This is a genomic window from Micromonospora sp. DT178 (genome assembly GCF_049841695.1).
Lineage (GTDB): Bacteria > Actinomycetota > Actinomycetes > Mycobacteriales > Micromonosporaceae > Micromonospora.
In genome coordinates this window covers 229,887-249,859 of sequence record NZ_JBNCKV010000006.1, presented here as the reverse complement: position 1 = coordinate 249,859, position 19,973 = coordinate 229,887, and the positions used below count along the sequence as shown (strand labels likewise).

The window sequence follows — 19,973 nt, the reverse complement described above, 5'->3', positions numbered from 1 at the left end:
TCGGTAACGAACGCCGACGTGACCATGGTCACGTCTCCACCCCCGAAGGCGGCTACAGCGATGGCTCTCGATGTACCGTACCGTTCCATCCCCGACATGTTCCTCAAGCGCGTGGCGGCGTCCCCCGACCGCGACGCCTTCGCCCACCCGGCCCCCGACGACTCCGGGCCGGTCTGGCTGAGCTGGGAGCAGATGGCCCGTCGCGCCAAGGCGGTCGCCGCCGGGCTGCACGGCCTCGGTGTCGGCCTGGAGGATCCGGTCGCGATCCTGGCGAACACCCGGCTCGACTGGGTGGTCGCCGACCTCGGCATCATGTGCGCCGGCGGCGCCACCACCACCGTCTACCCCACGACGGAGCCCGACGACGCGACCTACATCATCGCCGACTCCGGCTCCCGGGTGCTGTTCGCCGAGAACCCGGCCCAGGCCGCCAAGATCGCGGGCGCCGACCTGCCGGCGCTGACCCACGTCGTGCTCTTCGACGGCGCCGCCGACCCGGCCGCCGCCGTCCCCCAGCTCACCCTCGCCGAGCTGGAGGAGCAGGGCGCCCGCGCGCTGGCCGCCGAGCCCGACCTGATCGACATGCTAGTCGCCGGGATCGGCCCCGAGCACCTGGCCACGCTGATCTACACCTCGGGCACCACCGGGCGCCCGAAGGGCGTCGAGCTGCTGCACGGCGGCTGGTGCTGGGAGGGCGTGGCCCAGGCCGAGCTGGGGCTGCTCCGCGAGAACGACCTGCAGTACCTCTGGCTGCCGCTGTCGCACTCGTTCGGCAAGACCCTGCTCTGCGGGGCGATCCACGTGGGCCTGCCGACGTACGTCGACGGCCGGGTGGACAAGCTGGTCGAGCTGCTCTCGGTGATCCGGCCGACGCTGATGTGCGGCGCGCCCCGGGTGTTCGAGAAGGTCTACAACAAGGCGGTGACCACCGCGCAGGACAGCGGCGGCGCGAAGGCGAAGATCTTCGCCTGGGGCGTCCGGGTCGGCAAGGAGAAGGTCGCCCTGGAGCAGGCCGGCAGGCCCCTCCCGACCGGGCTGAAGCTGAAGTACGCGGTGGCCGAGAAGCTGGTGTTCAGCAAGCTCCAGGCCCGCCTCGGCGGCCGGATCCGGGTCCTCGTCTCCGGCGCCGCCCCGCTCAGCCCGGAGATCGCCACCTTCTTCGCCGCGGCGAACCTGCCGATCTCCGAGGGCTACGGCCTCACCGAGACCAGCGCCGGCAACTTCGTCAACCCGCCGGACGGGCTGCGGATCGGCACCGTCGGCAAGGCGATGGGCGACCTGGAGTGCCGGATCGACACCGACGGCGAGATCCTGGTGCGCGGCCGGCCGGTGATGCGCGGCTACCACAACCTGCCGGAGGAGACCGCGGCCTCGTTCACCGAGGACGGCTTCTTCCGCACCGGCGACATCGGCACCCTGGACGCCGACGGCTACCTCAAGATCACCGACCGGAAGAAGGACCTGGTCAAGACCTCGGGCGGCAAGTACATCGCGCCCTCGCACATCGAGGGGATGTTCAAGGCCACCTGCCCGTACACCTCGCAGGCGGTGGTCATCGGCCAGGCCCGCAACTACTGCACGATGCTGGTCACGCTGGACCCGGACGCGATCAAGGGCTGGGCCGCCGGCACCCCGCTGGAGGGCCGCGACTACGCCGACATCGTCGCCTCGCCGGAGGCGAAGGCCATGGTCGAGGGATACGTGGCCGAGCTCAACGCCAAGCTCAACCGCTGGGAGACGATCAAGAAGGTCGCCATCCTGCCGCGCGACCTGACCATCGAGGACGGCGAGATCACCCCGTCGCTCAAGATCAAGCGCCGCGGCGTGGAGAGCAACTTCGCCGGCGAGATCGAGAAGATGTACGCGGGCACGCTGGCCGAGCTCTGAGCACGCGACGTCGGCGGCCCGCGCTGCGGTGCGGGACCGCCGACGTCGGCCTGCGCTCCGTGCTCCGCCTCGGGCCGGGGCCCCGGCTCCGCAGGCGGGCCGTCCACCACACGGGGTCGGAGTCAGAGGTGGTGGCCCCGCCACCGGGTCTGCTCGGCCTCCGAGGCGAGCTGCTCCTCCAGCGCCACCTGCCGCACGCGCCGCCGTCGCGGGGCGTCGACGACCGTCTGCACCGCGACCGTCAGCACGGCGGCCACCGCCAGCATGGCCAGGGCGACCAGCTCCGGCAGCCGCCCGGCCACCGGGGTCAGCGCGACGATCAGCACCACCCCGCCGATCGACGGCCAGCGCGCCGCCCCCAGCATCCGGCTGCCGAGCAGGATCAGCGTGAGCAGGTAGAGCGCGACCCCGCCGTAGAGGGCCAGCATGTCGAAGCCGGGCAGCGGCACCCCCCACTGCGGGGTCGCCGGGTCGGCGCCCTCGTGGATCAGTCCCTTGAGGCCCAGGGCGAACAGGATCACGCCCGTGATCAACGGCAGGTGCAGGTAGGTGTACACGTCCCGGGCCAGCCCGGCGCGGGTACGCCGTTCCCGGGTGCGGTGCAGCACCTGCTCCATGGCCAGGGCGAGGGTGTCGAAGTACGCCCACCACAGCGCCGCGACCACCGCGATGCCGAGCAGCGCCGCGATGATCACGGGCCAGGTCAGCGGCAGGGCGGCGGTGGTGCCGGGCCCGATCCCCAACGCGATGATCGACTCGCCGAGCGCCACCATGATGATCAGCGCGTGCCGTTCCGCCCAGTGCCCCGCCGAGAGCACCGTCCAGCCCGCGCGGTGCTGGGCCAGGCCGGAACCGTATTCGACGCCGAGCGCGGCGAGCCACAGCACCAGCCGCAGCATCATCTCGGCGCGGCCGTCGAGGAGTCGCTGCGGCACCAGCGCGGCGGTCAGGATGAGGCCCGTCGCCAGCAGGAACGGCAGGGCCAGCACGGGCATCCGCCGGCGCACCTCCCGGTCGGAGCGTACGGCCCAGAGGAAGACCGTCACCTGGGTCGCGCGGACCAGGAAGTAGCAGACGGCGAAGACCACCGGGCCGGGCAGCCCGCCGGGGCGGTCGACGAACGCCTTCGGCAGGCTCAGCGCGAGCACGAAGACGGCGGCGGAGACGACGAAACCGACCAGCGGCGCGATCCCCTGGTCGGTGCGGACCACGTTGCCCAGCGCGGCGAAGCCGCTCCAGCACCACCAGAGCAGGGCGAGCACCACCAGGAGCTGGACCAGTCCGCGGGGGGTCGGGTTGCTGGCCGTCACCGTGGTGACGTTGAGGAAGGCGAAGACGAAGACGAGGTCGTAGAAGAGTTCGAGCCGGGTGGTCCGGGAGCCCGGTGCGCTCGGCAGGATCCCGCGCGGCCACCGTATCCCCCGCGCGTCCCCCACCTGCGCAGTCTCGCAGCCGCGAGGCGGGGCGCAGGCGCGATTGACCGACCCGGCGGCCCGTTCCGGCCGGCACGCCGGCCCGGCCCTCAGGCGATGACCGTCGGCTCCCGCCACTGCGACCGGCCGCCCCGGTCCAGGTCGTAGCGGACGGCGGCGATGCGGCCGACCGCCTCGACCAGGTCGGCGGCCGGCAGGGTGAACGGCAGCCGCAGGAAGCGCTCCAGCGTGCCGTCCAGGCCGAAGCGGGGACCGGGCGCCAGGCGTACGCCGACCTCCTCGGCGGCCCGGGCCAGCGCGCTGGAGATCGGCCCGTCGAGCTCGGCCCAGAGGGTCACCCCGCCGTGCGGGACGGTGACCCGCCACTCGGGCAGGCGCTGCGCGAGCGCCGCCAGCAGGGCGTCGCGCTGGGTGGTCAGCTGCGCCTGGCGCGCGGCGACGATGGCCGGCGCGTCGGCGAGCAGGTGGACCGCGACCAGCTGGTCCAGGACCGGGCTGGCCATGTCGACGCCCACCCGGGCGGCGGCGAGCCGCTGCACCTGCGGGGCGGAGGCGCGGACCCAGCCGATGCGCAGGCCGCCCCAGAAGGGCTTGCTCATCCCGCCGATGGTGATCACCCGGGAGTGCCGGTCGAAGCTGGCGGTGGGCGGGGGCAGCACCGTCCCGTCCAGCGGCAGGTCCACGAACGACTCGTCGACGACCAGGTCGGTGCCGACGGCGTGCGCGGTGGCCACCACCCGCTCGCGCAGTGCGGCCGGCATCAGGTGCCCGGTCGGGTTCTGGAAGTCCGGGATCAGGTACGCCAGCTTGGGCCGGGCCTGCCGGAGGCCGCCGAGCAGCAGGTCGGCGTCCCACCCGGGCTCCTCGACGGCCAGGCCGTGCGTGGTGATCCGGGCCCGGCGGGCGGCCAGCGCGGCGAGCGCGTTCGGATAGCTGGGCGCCTCGACCAGCACGTTGCCGCCGGGGGCGAGGGCCAGCCGGAGCACCAGGTCGAGGGCGTGCTGGGTGCCGTTGGTGACCATGATCTGGTCGGGCGAGGTGGGCAGGCCCCGGTCGGTGTAGGCGCGGGCCACCGCCTCGCGCAGCTCGATGATGCCGGTCGGGTGGTAGCCGGCGCCGCCCAGGTAGCGGGGCAGGTCCTCGGCCGCCGCGCGGGCGGCCGGCAGCAGCTCGGGCGGCGCGGCGAGCGCGGCGACCCCGAGATCGATCATGTCGCGGTCGTCCAGCGGGGTCCAGAGCCCGGTGCTCGCCACCCGGTGGGTGCCCGGGAGCATCGTCCAGCTGCCGGCCCCCCGCCGGCTGGCGAGATGGCCGCTCTCCCGCAGCTCCCGGTACGCGGCCGTGACCGTGGTCCGGCTGATCTTCAGCGCCTCGGCCAACTCCCGCTCGGCGGGCAGCCGCACGCCCAGCGGCAGGCGGCCGTCGGCGAGCAGACCGCGTACGGCACCGGCCAGGGCGGCGTAGTCGGGGCTGCGACGGCGGCCGGGAAGCGCATGCCACTGACCGAGGAGCCGGGCCAATTGGACACCCCGAACCTGACTCGTCATGGCCACTCCTCCCGGATTGGCTCTTACGCTGCGCCAATTGGCCTTTAGCGTGGCATGGGTGGCACCGATTGGCAATCTCCGGCATCGCCCCGCGCGGCGGCTCATCCAGCTCTTCGCGGGCCTCGTCCTCTACGGCGTCAGCATGGCCCTGATGATCAACTCCGGGCTGGGCCTGGACCCGTGGGACGTGTTCCACCAGGGCCTGTCCGAGCTGACCGGCCTCTCCTTCGGCACCGTCACCATCGCGGTGGGCGCGCTGGTGCTGCTGCTCTGGATACCCCTGCGCCAGCGCCCCGGCCTCGGCACGGTCAGCAACGTCCTGGTCGTCGGGCTGGTGGTCGACGCGACGCTCGCGCTGCTGCCGGCCGGCGGGTCGCTGGGCGTACGGGCCGGGATGCTGCTCGCCGGCGTCGTGGCCAACGGGGCGGCGACGGGTCTCTACCTCGGCGCCCGCCTCGGGCCCGGCCCCCGCGACGGCCTGATGACCGGCTACGTCGCCCGCCGGCCCGGCCGCTCGGTCCGGCTCGTCCGCACCGTCATCGAGGTCACGGTGCTGGCGCTGGGCTGGCTGCTCGGCGGGACGGTGGGCGTCGGCACGATCGTCTACGCGCTGGCCATCGGCCCGCTGACCCAGGTCTTCCTGCCGCTGTTCACGGTCCCCGGGCCGCAGGACCCCGCCCCGGGCCCGGTCGCGCCGCTCCCCGCCGCCTGACCCGACCCGGACGCCGGTGTTCCCTTCGGACGCCACGCCCGGCAGAATCCTCGCATGGGGGAGAACGGATGGCGCTGGAGCGATGCCTGGATCTTCGTCTCGGTGGTGATCGCCAGCGGTGCGGGACGGCACCGCCGCGCGGCATCCAGCCGCCGCCCCGAGGGCGTACGCCTCGCCGACGTGCTCTCCACCGCCGACCACCTCAACCAGTCGATCCCCGAACGACACGAGGTGGAGGCGGCGGTCCGTCGGCTCGTCGGGGCCGGGCTGGTCAGCGTCACCGACGGCTGGTTCCGGATCACCGCCGACGGTGAGCGCCTCTGGCGCACCAGGCCGAGCGCCGGGCTGGCCACCACGGTGGACACCGTGCAGGGCGTGCTGGTCCGGCGACACGCCCCGGTGAGCGCCGACTGGCACCTGGACGAGGCCGACCACGCCGCCGCCGTGCAGGAGTACGTGGTGCGGTCGATCCCGGCGCCCCGGCGCTCCCCCGAGAACCGGTCCCGCCGCGACTGAGCGGGCCCAGCCGGACCGCGCGGGCGGTCAGCGGACGGGGTGCCCGGCCCCGCGCAGCGCGTCCTTGACCTCGGCGACGGTCAGCTCCCCGAAGTGGAAGACGCTGGCGGCGAGCACCGCGTCCGCGCCGGCGCCGATCGCCGGCGCGAAGTGGGCCACCTCGCCCGCGCCGCCGCTGGCCACCACCGGCACGTCCACCACCCGGCGCACCGCGCCGATGAGTTCGAGATCGAAGCCGGCCTTGGTGCCGTCGGCGTCCATCGAGTTCAGCAGGATCTCCCCCGCGCCCAGCTCGGCGCCGCGGCGGGCCCACTCGACCGCGTCCAGCCCGGTGCCGCGCCGACCGCCGTGGGTGGTCACCTCGAAGCCGCTGGCCGTGCCGCCGTCGGGTGCGCGCCGCACGTCGAGCGAGAGCACCAGCACCTGCCGGCCGAACCGGTCGGCGATCTCGGCGATCAGCTCGGGGCGGGCGATCGCGGCGGTGTTCACCCCGACCTTGTCCGCGCCGGCGCGCAGCAGGGTGTCGACGTCGGCGACCTGCCGGACGCCGCCGCCGACGGTCAGCGGGATGAAGACCGACTCCGCCGTGCGGCGGACCACGTCGAGCATGGTGCCCCGGTCGCTGGAGGAGGCGGTGACGTCGAGGAAGGTCAGCTCGTCCGCGCCGGCCCGGTCGTACGCCGCCGCCAGCTCCACCGGGTCGCCGGCGTCGCGCAGGTCGAGGAAGTTGACCCCCTTGACCACCCGACCGGCGTCCACGTCGAGACACGGGATGACCCGCACCGCCACCGTCATGCCGCGAGCCTATCCTTCCCGGCGCCGGCGGTGACCGGCCGGTGAGGCCGGCCACCGCGTCGGGGGGCCCGGGCGCCGGGAGCGGCGCCCTGGGTCACACCCGGACGAGCATCTTGCCCAGGTTCTCGCCGCGCAGCAGGCCGAGGAACGCCTCCGGGGCGTTCTCGATGCCGTCGACGACCGTCTCGTCGTACGAGACCCTGCCGTCCCGCAGCCAGCCGGCCATCTCGCGCACGAACTCGTCGCGCAGGTGGTTGTGGTCGCCGACCAGGAAGCCGCGCAGGGTGAGCCGCTTGCCGATGAGCAGCGCCAGGTTGCGCGGGGCGGCCGGGGGCTCGGTGTCGTTGTACTGCGCGATCATTCCGCAGATCGCGGCCCGGCCGTGCACCTTCATCGCGGAGATCGCCGCCTCCAGGTGGTCGCCGCCGACGTTGTCGAAGTAGACGTCGACGCCGTCGGGGGCGGCGGCCTTCAGCGAGTCGCGCACCGGCCCGTCGTGGTAGTCGAACGCGGCGTCGAAGCCGAGCGCGCGCAGCCGCTCGACCTTGGCCGCCGAGCCCGCGCTGCCGACCACGTGCGCCGCGCCCCGGAGCTTGGCGATCTGGCCGACCAGGCTGCCCACCGCGCCGGCGGCGGCGGAGACGAAGACCGTCTCCCCCGGCTTCATCCCGGCGACCTCCAGCAGCCCGGCGTACGCGGTCAGGCCGGTCATGCCGAGCGCGCTCAGGTAGGCGGTGACCGGGGCGAGGTCGGGGTCGACCTTCCGGGCGGCCCGCGCGTCGAGCAGCGCGTACTCGCGCCAGCCGAGGCCGTGCAGGACGGTGTCGCCGGGCCGGACGCCCTCGGCCTCGCTGGCCACGACCTCGCCGACCGCCCCGCCGTCCAGCGGCGCGTCGAGCGCGAACGGCGGCACGTACGACTTGACGTCGTTCATCCGCCCCCGCATGTACGGGTCGACCGACACGTACCGGTTGCGGACCACGATCTGTCCCGGCCCGGGGGTGGGCACCTCGGTCTCGACGAGCCGGAAGTTGTCCGCGGTCGGCCAGCCCTGCGGCCGGGAGGCCAGGTGGATCTCCCGGTTGCGGGTGCTCACAGCGCCTCGCGCACGGTGAGGGCGACCTCGACGTTGCCGCGGGTGGCGTTCGAGTAGGGGCAGACCTGGTGCGCCTGCGCGAGCAGCTCCTCGGCGGCGGCGCGCTCGACGGCCGGGAGGTCGACCGCGAGGGCGACGGTCAGCCCGAAGCCGCCGCTGCCGTTGGCGCCGATGCCGACCTCGGCCTCGACGACCGAGCCGGAGACGTCGGCCTTCGCCTTGCGGGCGACGAGGCGCAGCGCCGAGTGGAAGCAGGCGGCGTAGCCGGCCGCGAAGAGCTGCTCGGGGTTGGCGGCGCCGCCGGCGCCACCCATCTCCTTCGGCACGGCCAGGCCCAGGTCGAGGGTGCCGTCGGAGGTGCGGACGTGGCCGTCCCGACCGTCCCCGGTGGCCCGGGCGGACGCGGTGTAGAGCACCTGCATGGTGGTCACTGCTCCTTCTGTCGGTGGATCGTCTCGGTGACCCGGGTGAGGGTGTCGCGCAGGGCGACCAGCTCCGCCTCGGTGAGGCCTGTGGCGCGGGCGACCCGCAGGGGCACCTCGCCCATCCGGTCCCGCAGGGCCCGCCCGTCGCCGGTCAGGCCCACCTCCACCCGCCGCTCGTCGCGCGCCGACCGGGTCCGGACCACCAGCCCCGCCCCCTCCAGCCGCTTGAGCAGCGGGGAGAGCGTGCCGGAGTCCAGTCGCAGGGCGGCGCCGAGCTCGGAGACCGTGGGGGCGTCGTCGCGCTCCCAAAGCACCAGCAGCACCAGGTACTGCGGATAGGTCAGGCCGAACTCGTCGAGGACGGGCCGGTAGACGTCGGTGAGGGCGCGCGACGCGGCATAGAGCGCGAAGCACACCTGCCGGCGCAGCACCAGATCGTCGGTCACCCTGGGAACGCTAGCGCGCAATTAGATTGTGCGCAACTGATCAGGCCGCACGTAGCGGCACCGTCCCGGCGCGTCCCACCGGCCGCCTCGCGCGCCCCGGGAGGGCAGGTCCGTGCGCGAGCCCGCGCGGCCCGGACCGTCCCGTCGGGGCTCAGCGGTCGCCGAGGTACGCCTCCAACTCCACCTCGACCAGGTGGTCCGGGTCGAGCAGGCCGGCCACCACCACCATGGTGGCCGCCGGGCGGACCGCGCCGAAGACCACGTTGTGCGCCCGGCCCACCTCGTCGGCGTACGTCCGGTCCGTGACGTACATCCGGGTCCGCACCACGTCCCCGGGCTCCGCGCCCACCTCGGCGAGCGCGTCCAGCCCGATCCGCAGGGCCTGCGCGGTCTGCGCCGCCGCGTCCCCGACGTGGGTGACCACGCCGTCCACCGTCGAGGTGCACCCGGCCGTCCAGGCCAGGTCGCCGGCCCGGACGACCCGGCAGTAGCCGTACACCGGCTCCCACGGGCCGCCCGAGCCGAGCCGCGTGACGGTCACGCCGCCGCCAGGGTTTCCAGCGCCTGCGCCACGGTGAAGGCGCCCGCGTACAGGGCCTTGCCGGCGATCACGCCCTCCACGCCGATCGGCTCCAGGGTGGCCAGCGCCCGCAGGTCGTCCAGGGTGGAGACGCCACCGGAGGCGATCACCGGGGCGTCGGTGCGGGCGCAGACCTCGCGCAGCAACTCCAGGTTCGGCCCGCGCATGGTGCCGTCCTTGGTGATGTCGGTGACGACGTAGCGCGCCGCGCCCGCCTTGTCCAGCCGCTCCAGCACCTCGAAGAGGTCGCCGCCGTCGCGCGTCCAGCCCCGGGCGGAGAGGGTACGGCCCCGCACGTCCAGCCCGATCGCCACCCGGTCGCCGTACTCCCCGCACACCCGGTCGCACCAGAGGGGATCCTCCAGGGCGGCGGTGCCGATGTTCACCCGGGCGGCGCCGGTGCCGAGCGCGGCGTGCAGCGACTCGTCGTCGCGGATGCCGCCGGACAGCTCCACCTTCACGTCGAGCTGCCGCACCACCTCGGCCAGCAGGTGCGCGTTGGAGCCGCGGCCGAACGCGGCGTCGAGGTCGACCAGGTGGATCCACTCGGCGCCGTCCCGCTGCCAGGCGAGCGCGGCCTCCAACGGGTCGCCGTACGTCGTCTCGCTGCCGGCGGCGCCCTGCACGAGTCGGACGGCCTGGCCGTCGGCGACGTCCACGGCGGGCAACAGGGTGAGGCTCACGGTATTTCTCCTCGAAGTCAGGTGCGACGGTCCAGGGCGATCACCACGATCGCCGGCAGTACGAGCAGCAACAGCACGACCAGCGCGATCCGCAGCGCCAGGTCGTCGACGAACGTCCAGATCAGTGCCATCGCCGCCAGGGTCAGCAGCACGATGGCGGCGCGTTCGCCGCGGCTGTGCCGGGGCAGCCGGCCCGTCCGCCCCCGGCGCAGCGACGGCGTCATCCGACGGACCAGCGCCCGCCGCCGCGACCGCCGGGCCGCCCGCCGCTCGCGGACGACCCGCGCCCTGGCGGCCTCGGCCTCCCGGGCCGCCCGACGCCGGGCCCGCTCCTTGCTCACGTCGTCCCCCGCTCGCGGCGCGGCCGTCCGAGCGACCGTGGCCGGGCGGAAGGACGGCCGGCGGCGGGCCGGAGCGGGCCCGCCGCACCGGACAGGCGCTCAGTCACCGGTGGGAAGCGTGGCGAGCCAGTTGCGCAGCAGCGCGGCACCGGTGTCGGCGGACTTCTCGGGGTGGAACTGCGCGGCGCAGAGCGGACCCCGCTCCACGGCCGCCACGAAGTCCGTCCCGTGGTGGGCGGTGACGACCGTGGCTCCGGCGTCCACCAGCGCGGACGGGTCCCCGACCGCGTACGAGTGCACGAAGTAGAAGCGGCTGTCGGCGGGCAGGCCGGCGAAGAGCACCGACCCCGCCGGCGCCGCGACCGTGTTCCAGCCCATGTGCGGCAGCCGGGGGGCGGCCAGCCTGGTCACCCCGCCGGGCAGCAGCCCGAGCCCCTTGGTCACCACCCCGTGCTCGTCGCCGTGCTCGAAGAGCACCTGCATGCCCACGCAGATGCCCAGCACGGGACGGCCGGCGGCGACGCGCTCGGCGATCATCGGGCCGGCGCCGAGGTCCTCGATCCCGGCCATGCAGGCGGCGTACGCGCCCACGCCCGGCACCACCAGGCCGTCCGCCTCGGCGGCGGCGGTCAGGTCGTCGGTCACCGTCACGTCCGCGCCGGCGCGGGCCAGGGCCCGCTCGGCCGAGCGCAGGTTGCCCGACCCGTAGTCGAGCACCACCACACGCCTCACGCGCCCTCCCCCGGCAGCAGCCAGAGCACTCCGGCGACCGTGGCCAGGCCGGCGAGCAGCGCGGTGACGACCACCGCGCCGCGCGGGGCGCCCTGCCGGTGCAGCGACCACGCCCCGCCGACCAGCACACCGGCCAGGATCAGCAGCAACGACGGCAGCACCCCACCCATCAGAGCCGCCCTCCGTTCGCGACTGCGGGACTCCGCTGCGCTGCGTTCCTCGCGCTCACCGCGCCCACCCTCCGTTCGCGACTGCGGGACTCCGCTGCGCTGCGTTCCTCGCGCTCACGCTCACAGGGCTCCCTTCGTGCTCGGGATGGCGCCCGCCGCGCGCGGGTCGATCGCCGTGGCCTCGCGCAGCGCGCGGGACACCGCCTTGAACTGGGCCTCCACCACGTGGTGGGCGTCGGGGTGACCGCCGGGGCGGGCCGCCCGCAGCACGTCCACGTGCAGGGTGATCCGGGCCGCCTGGCCGAAGGACTCCCAGATGTGCCGGGTCATGCTGGTCGGGTAGACCGGCCCGATGTACGGCGCCAGCACCGGCTCGTCGTGCACCACGTACGGGCGGCCGGAGAGGTCGACCGCGGCCCGGACGAGGACCTCGTCCATCGGGACGGTGGCCGAGCCGTACCGCCGGATGCCGGCCTTGTCCCCCAGCGCCTGGTCGAACGCGGCGCCCAGGGCGAGCGCGGTGTCCTCCATCGTGTGGTGGGCGTCGATCTCGAGGTCGCCCACGGTGCGCACGGTCAGGTCGAAGCCGCCGTGCCGCGCGATCTGGTGCAGCATGTGGTCGTAGAAGCCGACCCCGGTGCCGATCTCGGCCCGGCCGGTGCCGTCGAGGTCGATCTCGACGAGCACCTTCGTCTCCTTGGTGATCCGCTCCACGCGGGCGGTCCGGCTCATTGCCTGCCTTTCGGTCGCGACTGCGGGGCTCGCAAGCTCACTCCTCGCGCTCCCACTAGATCTTCTCCATCGCGGTCAGGAACACGTCGGTCTCGGCGGGGGTGCCGGCGGTGACCCGCAGCCAGCCCGGCAGGCCGACGTCGCGTACCAGCACGCCGGCGTCGAGCAGGGTGCGCCACGCGGTGGCCTGGTCGCCCCCGACCTCGAACAGCACGAAGTTGGCGTCGCTGTCGGCCACCCGCAGCCCCCGCTCGCGCAGCCGCGCCACGATCCGGTCCCGCTGCTCGCAGATCGCGGCCACCGTGTCGAGGAGGGCGTCGCGGTGCGCCAGCGCCGCCCGGGCCGCGGCCTGGGTGAGCGCCGAGAGGTGGTACGGCAGCCGCACCAGCTGCACCGCCGCCACCACCGCCGCGTCGGCCGCCAGGTAGCCCAGCCGGCCACCGGCGAACCCGAACGCCTTGCTCATCGTCCGGGTCACCACCAGCCGCGGGTGCCCGGGCAGCACCGCCAGGGCGCTGACCGTGCCGGGGCGGGCGAACTCCGCGTACGCCTCGTCGACGACCACCATGCCGGGCGCGGCGTCCAGCACCGCGGCGACCACCGCCGGGTCGAGGGCCGTGCCGGTGGGGTTGTTCGGCGAGCAGAGGAAGACCACGTCCGGGGCGTGCTCGCGGACCTGGGCGACCGCCTCGTCGGCGGTCAGCCCGAAGTCGACGCCGCGGCGGGCCGGCACCCACCGGGTGCCGGTGCCCAGCGCCAGCAGCGGGTGCATCGAGTACGCGGGGGTGAAGCCGAGCGCGCTGCGCCCAGGCCCGCCGAACGCCTGGAGCAGCTGCTGCTGGATCTCGTTGGAGCCGTTGGCGGCCCACACCTGCTCGCCGGTGAGCCCGTGGCCCAGGTAGCCGGCCAGGTCGGCGCGCAGCGCCACGGCGTCGCGGTCCGGGTAGCGGTTGAGGTCACGCAGCTCCGCCGCGAGGGCCTTGCCGATCGCGTCCACCACCGGCTCGGGCACCGGGTAGGAGTTCTCGTTGGTGTTCAGCCGCACGGGCACGTCGAGCTGCGGCGCCCCGTACGGCGACAGTCCGCGCAGGTCGTCGCGGATCGGCAGGTCGTCGAGCCCGCTCATCCCAGCTCCCCCGGGAAGCGCACCTGGACCGCCCGGCCGTGCGCGGGCAGGTCCTCGACGGTGGCCAGGGTGACCACGTGCGGGGCCACCTCGCGCAGCGCCTGCTCGGAGTAGTCGACCAGGTGGATGCCGCGCAGGAAGGACTGCACCGACAGCCCGGAGGAGTGCCGGGCGCAGCCGCCGGTGGGCAGCACGTGGTTGGAGCCGGCGCAGTAGTCGCCGAGCGACACCGGCGACCAGGCGCCGACGAAGATCGCCCCGGCGTTGCGCACCCGCAGCGCCCACTCGCGGGCGTCCCGGGTCTGGATCTCCAGGTGCTCGGCCGCGTACGCGTCGACCACCCGCAGCCCGGCGTCGAGGTCGTCGACCAGGACGACGCCGCTCTGCTCGCCGGTGAGCGCGGTGGTGACCCGCTCGGCGTGCTTGGTGGCCGGCACCTGCCGGGCCAGCTCCCGCTCCACGGCCTCGACCAGCTCGACCGAGGGGGTCACCAGCACGCTGGCCGCGAGGGGGTCGTGCTCGGCCTGGCTGACCAGGTCGGCCGCGACGTGCGCCGGGTCGGCGGTGTCGTCGGCCAGGATGGCGATCTCGGTCGGTCCGGCCTCGGCGTCGATGCCGACGACGCCGCGCAGCAGCCGCTTGGCGGCGGTGACCCAGATGTTGCCCGGGCCGGTGATCATGTCGACCGGGTCGCAGTGCGCGCCGCCCTCGGCGTCGACCGCCGCGCCGTACGCCAGCATCGCCACGGCCTGGGCGCCGCCGACGGCGTAGACCTCGTCGACGCCGAGCAGGGCGCAGGCGGCGAGCACCCGGGCGTCGGGCAGGCCGCCGTTGTCCTTCTGCGGCGGGCTCGCCACGACCAGCGCACGCACCCCGGCCGCCTGGGCCGGCACCACGTTCATCACCACGGTCGACGGGTACATCGCCAGGCCGCCGGGGACGTAGAGGCCGACCCGGTCGACCGGCACCCAGCGCTCGGTCACCGTGCCGCCCGGCACCACCTGGGTGGTGTGGTCGGTGCGGCGCTGGTCGGCGTGCACCTTGCGGGCCCGGGCGATCGACTCCAGCAGCGCGGCGCGCACCTCGGGGTCGAGGGCGCCCTCCGCCTCGGCGAGGGCCTCGGCGGGCACCCGCAGCACCTCGGGCGAGACCCCGTCGAAGCGCTCGCTGGCCTCCCGGATCGCCGGGTAGCCATGCTCCCGGACCGCCTCCACGAGGGGGCGGATCCGCTCGACGGCCACGGAGACGTCGAGTTGGGCACGGGGCAGCAGGCGGCGCGGGTCGCGGACGCCGCCGCGCAGGTCGATCCGGTTCAACACCCTTGCGAGTCTAGGCGGCCCGTCCGGACGGCGACCGGCGCCGCCCGTACGCCGGGACGGTGAGCCGGGCCACGCCGCGACGCCGGGATCGGGCTACGCTCGACGCGTGACTGCGCGGCTGCCGGTGTTTCCGCTCGGAATGGTCCTCTTCCCCGGTCTGGTGCTGCCGCTGCACATATTCGAGGAGCGCTACCGCGCCCTGGTCCGGCACCTGGTCGCGCTGCCCGAGGACGCCCCGCGCGAGTTCGGCGTGGTGGCCATCCGGGCCGGCTGGGAGGTCGCCCCCACCGGGCCGGACGGCCGGCCGCTGCCCGGTGGCGGCGACGTCACCCTGCACGAGGTGGGCTGCACCGCCGAGCTGCGGCAGGTCACCGAGCGTCCCGACGGTGGCTTCGACATCGTCACGGTGGGCAAGCGCAGGTTCCGCGTCGCCGACGTCGACCGGGACACCGAGCCCTACCTCACCGCCGACGTGGAGTGGCTGCCCGAGCCGGGCGGGCCCGACGAGGTCGCCGACCTGCTCGCCGCCCGGGTGATCTCGGTCTTCCGGCAGTACCTGGGCCTGATCCGCGCCGATCCCGAGGAGCTGTCCGAGCAGCTGCCGGAGGACCCGACGGTGCTGTCGCACCTGGTGGCCGCGACAGCCGTGCTGACCGTGGCCGACCGGCAGCGGCTGCTCGCCATCGACGACACCGCCGCCCGGCTGCGCGCCGAGCTGCGCCTGCTCAACCGTGAGGCGGCGCTGCTGCGCCAGGTGCGGGCGGTTCCGGTGCCGCTGACGGAGCTGGCGTCTCCGCCGACTCCCAACTGAGCCCGGGCACGCCGGGCTCGCGCTCCGGGCGCAGCGACGGCCAGCGGGACCAGCCGGCCAGCAGGGTGTACGTCACGGCCGCGCCGAACGCGGGCAGCAGCAGGTTGCCGTGCGGCACCGGCAGCACGCCGAGCACCCACTCGATCCCGCCGGCCCGCAGGTCGGCCGGCTTCTCGAAGGCCTGCCCGACGGGCGCGCCCGCCAGCAGCCGCTCGTAGTCGGCCAGCCCCGTCCGCCGGCCGACCTGCCAGGCGACCAGCGCCGCGCCGAAGGCGCCGAGCACGGCGGCGAGCAGCCCGACCGGTCCCCGTACCCGGCGCAGCAGGAACCACAGCGCGAGCGCGGCGAGCACCCCGAAGCCCAGCCCCAGCAGGCTGAACCAGCCGTCGGCGGCGATCGGCTGCTCCGGCTGCGGCTCGGCGTAGATCGCCCCGTCGGCGACCTTGAGCACCGGCGTGTCGGGCGCGAGCGCGGCCCAGAGCAGGCCGAGCGGCACCCCGAGCACGCTCGACGCGAGCACCGCCAGCAGGGCGAGCCGCACCGCCCGCCCGCGCGGCAGGTCCGGCTCCGCCGGTGGCGCGAGCGGGTAGCCGGCGGCGTACTCCAGGCCGGTCCCGCCGGGGGCGTACTCCACCGTCCCGCCGTGCGGCTGAACTCCGGTCGTGACGTACGGCGGGACTCCGGTCGTGGCGTGCGGCGGGAGGCCGGTCGTGGCGTCGTGCGGCGGGGCGGGCTCCCCGGCGGCGTGCGGGTCGGCGGGGCCGACGCGCGCCGGCGGGTCGGGTGCCGCCCAGGCGGCCGGTGCCCCCGGCTCGTCGGGCCGGCGGCCGGGCCGGTCGGGTTCGGGGGTGTCCGCGCTCACCCGGTGATCCTCTCAGGCCCGCGGGCAGCGTGGGCGGTCGGTGGCGGCACACCCGCTCACCGGGCGAACGGCTCCAGCATCACCGAGGCGGCCTTGAGCCACGCCTGCCGGGTCTCCTGCTGGAGCTGGTGGTACTCGATCGAGGAGCCGGTCTCCAGCGCCGGGTCGTACGGCACCACGGCGACGGCCCGGGTGCGGGTGGCGAAGTGCCGCTCCAGGTCGTCCTGCAACGGCGAGCGGCCGGGGGTGGGGCAGGAGATCAGGGTGACCGCGTTGTCGGCCAGTTCCCCCATCCCCACCTCGTGCAGCAGGTCCAGCATCCAGTCGGCGCTGAACGCGGCGTCCTCCCGGGGCACGGTGGTCACCACGAGCTGGTCCGCCGCCTGCATGATGGTCCGCCAGTTGGCGCTCTCCACGTTGTTGCCCGTGTCCACGCAGACCACGTCGTGGGTGCGCCGCAGCAGCTCCAGCACCCGCCGGACGGTGAACTGGTCGAGCCGCTGGGCGAAGCGCGGGCTCTCCTCGCCGGCCAGCACGTCGTACGAGCCGTCGGAGGCGTGCCGCAGGTAGTCGTCCAGGTGCTCCAGCAGCTCGGGGCCCTCCTTGATCTCGACGTGCGCGAGATCGCTGACCAGGTGCCGGATGGTCCGGGCGTGCCGGGCGCTGCCGGCGCGCAGCCCGAGCGTGCCGCGCAGCTCGTTGTCGTCCCAGGCCAGCACGCCCCGCCCGCGTACGCTGCCGACGGTCGCCGCCGCCAGCACGGTGGCGGTGGTCTTGTGCACGCCGCCCTTCGGGTTGGCGAACGCGAGCACCCGAGGGGTGCCCAGGTCGCGGCGGAGCACCCCGACGGCCCGCTCCAGCTCGTTCTCCGTGCCGCGTGGGCGCCACTCGACGCGCGCCGGGTAGCCCCCGGCGGCCACCGGCGCGGCGGGCGGCGGCACCACCGGCGGCGGCGCGGCGGGGGGCGGCACCACGGCCGGGGGCGGCGGGGGCGGGGCCGGTGCCTGGTGAGCGCGCTGGGAGCGATAGCCGTTGTCGAGCACCGCGTACCGGGACTCGACCGGGGGCGGCTCGTGCCGGTAGCCGTTGTCCAGCACCGCGTAGCGCGACTCGGTCGGCCCCGGGCCCCGGCGCGGCTCGGTCTCGATGCGCGGCGGCGGGGGCTGGGCCGGCACGCGGTACGCCGGCTCGGCCGGATACTCCGGCTCCGCCCGGTACGACGGCTCGACCGGATCAGACCGGTACGACGGTCCGACCGGATCAGACCGGTACGACGGTCCGACCGGATCCGAACGGTACGACGGCTCGACCGGATCCGAACGGTAGGTCGGCTCAATGGGGTCCGACCGGTAGGTCGGCTCGACCGGATCAGACCGGTAGGACGGCTCAATGGGGTCCGACCGGTAGGACGGCTCGACCGGATCCGAACGGTAGGACGGCTCGACCGGATCCGAACGGTAGGACGGCTCGATCGGGTATTCCGGCTCCACCCGGTAGGCGGGGTCGAGCGGGTCCGCCCGGTAGGCCGGCTCCACCCGGTAGGTGGCCTCGGCCCGGTAGCCCGCGTCGACCGGGCGACCGTACTCCGCGCCGTACGGCGGTGGGCCGGGCTCCGGCGCGTACGGCTCGGGGGCCCGCCCGATGGCCGGCACCCGCGCGGCAAAGCCGTTGCCCGACGAGCGGCGGGGCAGCGGCTCCGGCGGGAGGGGCGGCGGATCGGCGTGCCGGTCGGCCTCGGCCTGCTCAGCCGTGCGGCTGCCGTGCCGGGCCCGGTCGAGCAGCGCCCGCCACCGCGGTGCTGGTTCGGCCGGCCGCCCCCAGCCGGTCTCGCTGCCCTCCACGGCTCGCCCTCCCAGCGCCATCGATGCCCGTCTGACAGGCTACGAACGAAACCCTATTCGGACCACACCCGTCTACGCACCTTCGGTTCTTCCTCCCGTCACGGCACGGGCCCCGGTACGCCGCTGATGCCGGCGTCGGGGGAGGTCGACCGGGCCACCGGCGGCGACCCGCCGCGGGCGGGTCCGGCCGACCCTGGTGAGGGTTCCGTCACGCCCGGTGCGGGTTCCGACGTTTCGCCCACCGTCGGTTCCGGGGCACCGGGGCGCATGGGCGGGATCCCCTCGTCGGATCGTCACGGGCGGGACGACGCTCAGTCGCGGAGGATCTCGAGCGCGCGGTCCAGGTCGTCAGGGTAGTCGCTGACGAAGCGCACCTCGTCCCCCGTGCGGGGGTGCAGGAAGCTCAGCGACCGGGCGTGCAGCCACTGTCTGGTCAGGCCGAGCCGGGCGGACAGGGTCGGGTCGGCGCCGTACGTGAGGTCGCCCACGCACGGGTGCCGCAGCGTGGAGAAGTGCACCCGGATCTGGTGGGTGCGCCCGGTCTCCAGCCGGACGTCGACCAGGCTCGCCGCCGGGAACGCCTCCACCGTGTCGTAGTGGGTGATGCTCGGCTTGCCGCCGGAGACCACCGCCCAGCGGTAGTCGTGGGTGGGGTGCCGGTCGATCGGGGCGTCGACGGTGCCGCGCAGCGGGTCGAGGTGCCCCTGCACCACCGCGTGGTAGCGCTTCTCCACCTCGCGGTACTTGAACGCCCGCTTCAACGCGGTGTACGCCTGCTCGCTCTTGGCCACCACCATGATGCCCGTGGTGCCCACGTCGAGCCGGTGCACCACGCCCTGCCGCTCGGCGGCGCCGCTGGTCGAGATGCGGTGCCCGATGGCGGCCAGCGCGCCGATCACGGTCGGGCCGGTCCAGCCGGGGCTCGGGTGGGCCGCGACGCCGACCGGCTTGTCCACCACCACGATGTCGTCGTCGGCGTAGACCACCCGCAGCCCGGGCACCGCCTGCGGCACCACGGTGGGCGGGGCGACCGGCGCGGGCAGGGTCACCTCCAGCCAGGAGCCGGCCTTCACCCGGTGGGAGTTCGGCCGGGCGACCCCGTCGACCAGCGCGTCGCCGGCGTCGACCAGGGCCGCGGCGGCGGTGCGGGACAGCCCGAACAGCCGCGACACGGCCTGGTCGAGCCGCGAGCCGTCGAGGCCGTCGGGGACGGGCAGGGAACGGTGGTCGCCGCCGGCGGCGAAGGCGGCGGTCATGCCCGCTCCCGCTGCCCGGCGTCGGCCTGGGCCGCCGCCTCGTCGGTGGGCTCGCCGTGGCCGATCCGGCTGCCGTCGCGCTGCCGGCCGGTCAGCTCCAGCGCCAGGGCGAGCAGCACGCCGCAGACCAGGGCGCTGTCGGCCAGGTTGAACACCGGGAACACCCGGCCGTACGGGGCGAAGACGCTGACCATGTCCACCACGTGCCCCACGAACCAGCCCGGGGCGCGGAAGACCCGGTCGGTGAAGTTGCCCAGCGCCCCGCCCAGCACCAGGCCCAGCGAGATCGCCCAGGGCAGCGAGCGCAGGCGCAGCGCCATCCAGACGATCCAACCGACCACCCCGAGGGTGATCAGCGGGAAGACCCAGGTGTGGTCGGCGCCGATGCTCCACGCCGCGCCGCTGTTGCGGGTGAGGCTGAGGTAGACCGCGCCGCCGAGCAGCCGGACCGGTTCGCGGTCCTCCAGGGCGCCCAGGGCGAGGTGCTTGGTCGCCGCGTCGGCGGCGAGCACGGTGAGCGCGATGCCGAACAGGATGGCGGCGGCCCGGCGGTGGGGCGTGCCGGCCCTCGGCTCGGCGCTGTCGGCACCCGGCTCAGCGCTGCCGGGACCGGCGGGCGGTGCTTCGGACATCTGCTCCCCATCGACGCTCGCGGCGGCGCTC

22 protein-coding genes are annotated in these 19,973 nt (G+C 75.0%); 4 read left to right on the top strand and 18 right to left on the bottom strand.

What is annotated here, in order from left to right; all coding sequences use genetic code 11:
* Window positions 1-60: 60 nt before the first annotated feature.
* Window positions 61-1,887, top strand: a complete 1,827-nt coding sequence (locus tag ACLQ22_RS14115) for an AMP-dependent synthetase/ligase (protein ID WP_121400583.1) — start codon at window positions 61-63, stop codon at window positions 1,885-1,887.
* Window positions 1,888-2,009: 122 nt separating this feature from the next.
* Here the strand turns inward: ACLQ22_RS14115 and ACLQ22_RS14110 are convergent, their stop codons facing one another.
* Together ACLQ22_RS14110 and ACLQ22_RS14105 are read right to left on the bottom strand one after the other, a co-directional pair.
* Window positions 2,010-3,323: a low temperature requirement protein A gene (locus ACLQ22_RS14110; protein WP_425692647.1), complete on the bottom strand. Its 1,314-nt coding sequence runs from the start codon at window positions 3,321-3,323 to the stop codon at window positions 2,010-2,012.
* Window positions 3,324-3,409: 86 nt separating this feature from the next.
* Entirely contained in the window at window positions 3,410-4,867 is a 1,458-nt protein-coding gene (locus ACLQ22_RS14105; RefSeq protein WP_425692646.1) for a PLP-dependent aminotransferase family protein, read from the bottom strand.
* Window positions 4,868-4,925: 58 nt separating this feature from the next.
* On the opposite strand from ACLQ22_RS14105, the gene ACLQ22_RS14100 reads away from it, so the two are divergent.
* Together ACLQ22_RS14100 and ACLQ22_RS14095 are read left to right on the top strand one after the other, a co-directional pair.
* Window positions 4,926-5,579 carry a YczE/YyaS/YitT family protein gene (locus tag ACLQ22_RS14100; RefSeq protein WP_425692645.1) on the top strand — a complete coding sequence of 218 codons (654 nt, stop codon included), beginning with the start codon at window positions 4,926-4,928 and terminating at the stop codon, window positions 5,577-5,579.
* A 54-nt stretch (window positions 5,580-5,633) separates the two neighbouring features.
* Window positions 5,634-6,095, top strand: coding sequence for a hypothetical protein (locus tag ACLQ22_RS14095; RefSeq protein WP_425692644.1), 462 nt, complete (start codon window positions 5,634-5,636; stop codon window positions 6,093-6,095).
* A 27-nt stretch (window positions 6,096-6,122) separates the two neighbouring features.
* Here the strand turns inward: ACLQ22_RS14095 and hisF are convergent, their stop codons facing one another.
* The 12 genes from hisF to hisD all read right to left on the bottom strand — a co-directional run bounded on the left by hisF (window position 6,123) and on the right by hisD (window position 14,540).
* Window positions 6,123-6,890 carry an imidazole glycerol phosphate synthase subunit HisF gene (gene hisF, locus ACLQ22_RS14090; protein ID WP_425692643.1) on the bottom strand — a complete coding sequence of 256 codons (768 nt, stop codon included), beginning with the start codon at window positions 6,888-6,890 and terminating at the stop codon, window positions 6,123-6,125.
* A gap of 94 nt (window positions 6,891-6,984) precedes the next feature.
* Window positions 6,985-7,986 (bottom strand): NADP-dependent oxidoreductase, encoded by a 1,002-nt coding sequence (locus ACLQ22_RS14085; protein ID WP_425692642.1) that lies wholly within the window; start codon window positions 7,984-7,986, stop codon window positions 6,985-6,987.
* Window positions 7,983-8,408, bottom strand: a complete 426-nt coding sequence (locus ACLQ22_RS14080; RefSeq protein ID WP_121400923.1) for an organic hydroperoxide resistance protein — start codon at window positions 8,406-8,408, stop codon at window positions 7,983-7,985. The genes ACLQ22_RS14085 and ACLQ22_RS14080 overlap by 4 nt, the downstream gene beginning before the upstream one ends.
* Window positions 8,409-8,413: 5 nt before the next feature.
* On the bottom strand, window positions 8,414-8,857 hold the full coding sequence (locus tag ACLQ22_RS14075) for a MarR family winged helix-turn-helix transcriptional regulator (protein ID WP_121400577.1): 444 nt from the start codon (window positions 8,855-8,857) through the stop codon (window positions 8,414-8,416).
* A gap of 151 nt (window positions 8,858-9,008) precedes the next feature.
* Window positions 9,009-9,398 carry a RidA family protein gene (locus tag ACLQ22_RS14070; RefSeq protein ID WP_425692641.1) on the bottom strand — a complete coding sequence of 130 codons (390 nt, stop codon included), beginning with the start codon at window positions 9,396-9,398 and terminating at the stop codon, window positions 9,009-9,011.
* Window positions 9,395-10,120 (bottom strand): bifunctional 1-(5-phosphoribosyl)-5-((5-phosphoribosylamino)methylideneamino)imidazole-4-carboxamide isomerase/phosphoribosylanthranilate isomerase PriA, encoded by a 726-nt coding sequence (gene priA / locus ACLQ22_RS14065; protein WP_416604779.1) that lies wholly within the window; start codon window positions 10,118-10,120, stop codon window positions 9,395-9,397. The genes ACLQ22_RS14070 and priA overlap by 4 nt, the downstream gene beginning before the upstream one ends.
* Window positions 10,121-10,137: 17 nt before the next feature.
* Window positions 10,138-10,461 (bottom strand): hypothetical protein, encoded by a 324-nt coding sequence (locus tag ACLQ22_RS14060; RefSeq protein WP_425692640.1) that lies wholly within the window; start codon window positions 10,459-10,461, stop codon window positions 10,138-10,140.
* A 99-nt stretch (window positions 10,462-10,560) separates the two neighbouring features.
* Window positions 10,561-11,193: an imidazole glycerol phosphate synthase subunit HisH gene (hisH, locus tag ACLQ22_RS14055; protein ID WP_425692639.1), complete on the bottom strand. Its 633-nt coding sequence runs from the start codon at window positions 11,191-11,193 to the stop codon at window positions 10,561-10,563.
* Window positions 11,190-11,363 carry a hypothetical protein gene (locus ACLQ22_RS14050; RefSeq protein WP_425692638.1) on the bottom strand — a complete coding sequence of 58 codons (174 nt, stop codon included), beginning with the start codon at window positions 11,361-11,363 and terminating at the stop codon, window positions 11,190-11,192. Before ACLQ22_RS14050 ends, hisH begins: the two co-directional genes overlap by 4 nt.
* Before the next feature lie 120 nt (window positions 11,364-11,483).
* Entirely contained in the window at window positions 11,484-12,095 is a 612-nt protein-coding gene (gene hisB / locus ACLQ22_RS14045; protein ID WP_091104907.1) for an imidazoleglycerol-phosphate dehydratase HisB, read from the bottom strand.
* Between the two features lie 55 nt (window positions 12,096-12,150).
* On the bottom strand, window positions 12,151-13,221 hold the full coding sequence (locus ACLQ22_RS14040; RefSeq protein ID WP_425692637.1) for a histidinol-phosphate transaminase: 1,071 nt from the start codon (window positions 13,219-13,221) through the stop codon (window positions 12,151-12,153).
* On the bottom strand, window positions 13,218-14,540 hold the full coding sequence (hisD, locus tag ACLQ22_RS14035; protein ID WP_425692636.1) for a histidinol dehydrogenase: 1,323 nt from the start codon (window positions 14,538-14,540) through the stop codon (window positions 13,218-13,220). The genes ACLQ22_RS14040 and hisD overlap by 4 nt, the downstream gene beginning before the upstream one ends.
* Window positions 14,541-14,646: 106 nt before the next feature.
* Here hisD and ACLQ22_RS14030 point away from each other — a divergent pair, with 106 nt between their 5' ends.
* The gene (locus ACLQ22_RS14030) at window positions 14,647-15,351 is read left to right on the top strand and encodes an LON peptidase substrate-binding domain-containing protein (protein ID WP_121400570.1); all 705 of its coding nucleotides are present in this window, start codon (window positions 14,647-14,649) and stop codon (window positions 15,349-15,351) included.
* Here the strand turns inward: ACLQ22_RS14030 and ACLQ22_RS14025 are convergent.
* From ACLQ22_RS14025 to lspA, 4 genes are all read right to left on the bottom strand, one after another.
* A complete protein-coding gene (locus ACLQ22_RS14025; protein ID WP_425692635.1) occupies window positions 15,266-16,213 on the bottom strand; it encodes a DUF2567 domain-containing protein in 948 nt (315 codons plus the stop codon). The two genes, ACLQ22_RS14030 and ACLQ22_RS14025, sit on opposite strands and share 86 nt — an antisense overlap.
* Window positions 16,214-16,269: 56 nt before the next feature.
* A complete protein-coding gene (locus tag ACLQ22_RS14020) occupies window positions 16,270-18,054 on the bottom strand; it encodes an AAA family ATPase (RefSeq protein WP_425692634.1) in 1,785 nt (594 codons plus the stop codon).
* Window positions 18,055-18,365: 311 nt separating this feature from the next.
* Entirely contained in the window at window positions 18,366-19,310 is a 945-nt protein-coding gene (locus tag ACLQ22_RS14015; protein WP_121400568.1) for an RluA family pseudouridine synthase, read from the bottom strand.
* Complete coding sequence (gene lspA, locus ACLQ22_RS14010; RefSeq protein WP_425692633.1) at window positions 19,307-19,942, bottom strand: signal peptidase II; 636 nt, start codon at window positions 19,940-19,942, stop codon at window positions 19,307-19,309. Before lspA ends, ACLQ22_RS14015 begins: the two co-directional genes overlap by 4 nt.
* Window positions 19,943-19,973: the final 31 nt, after the last annotated feature.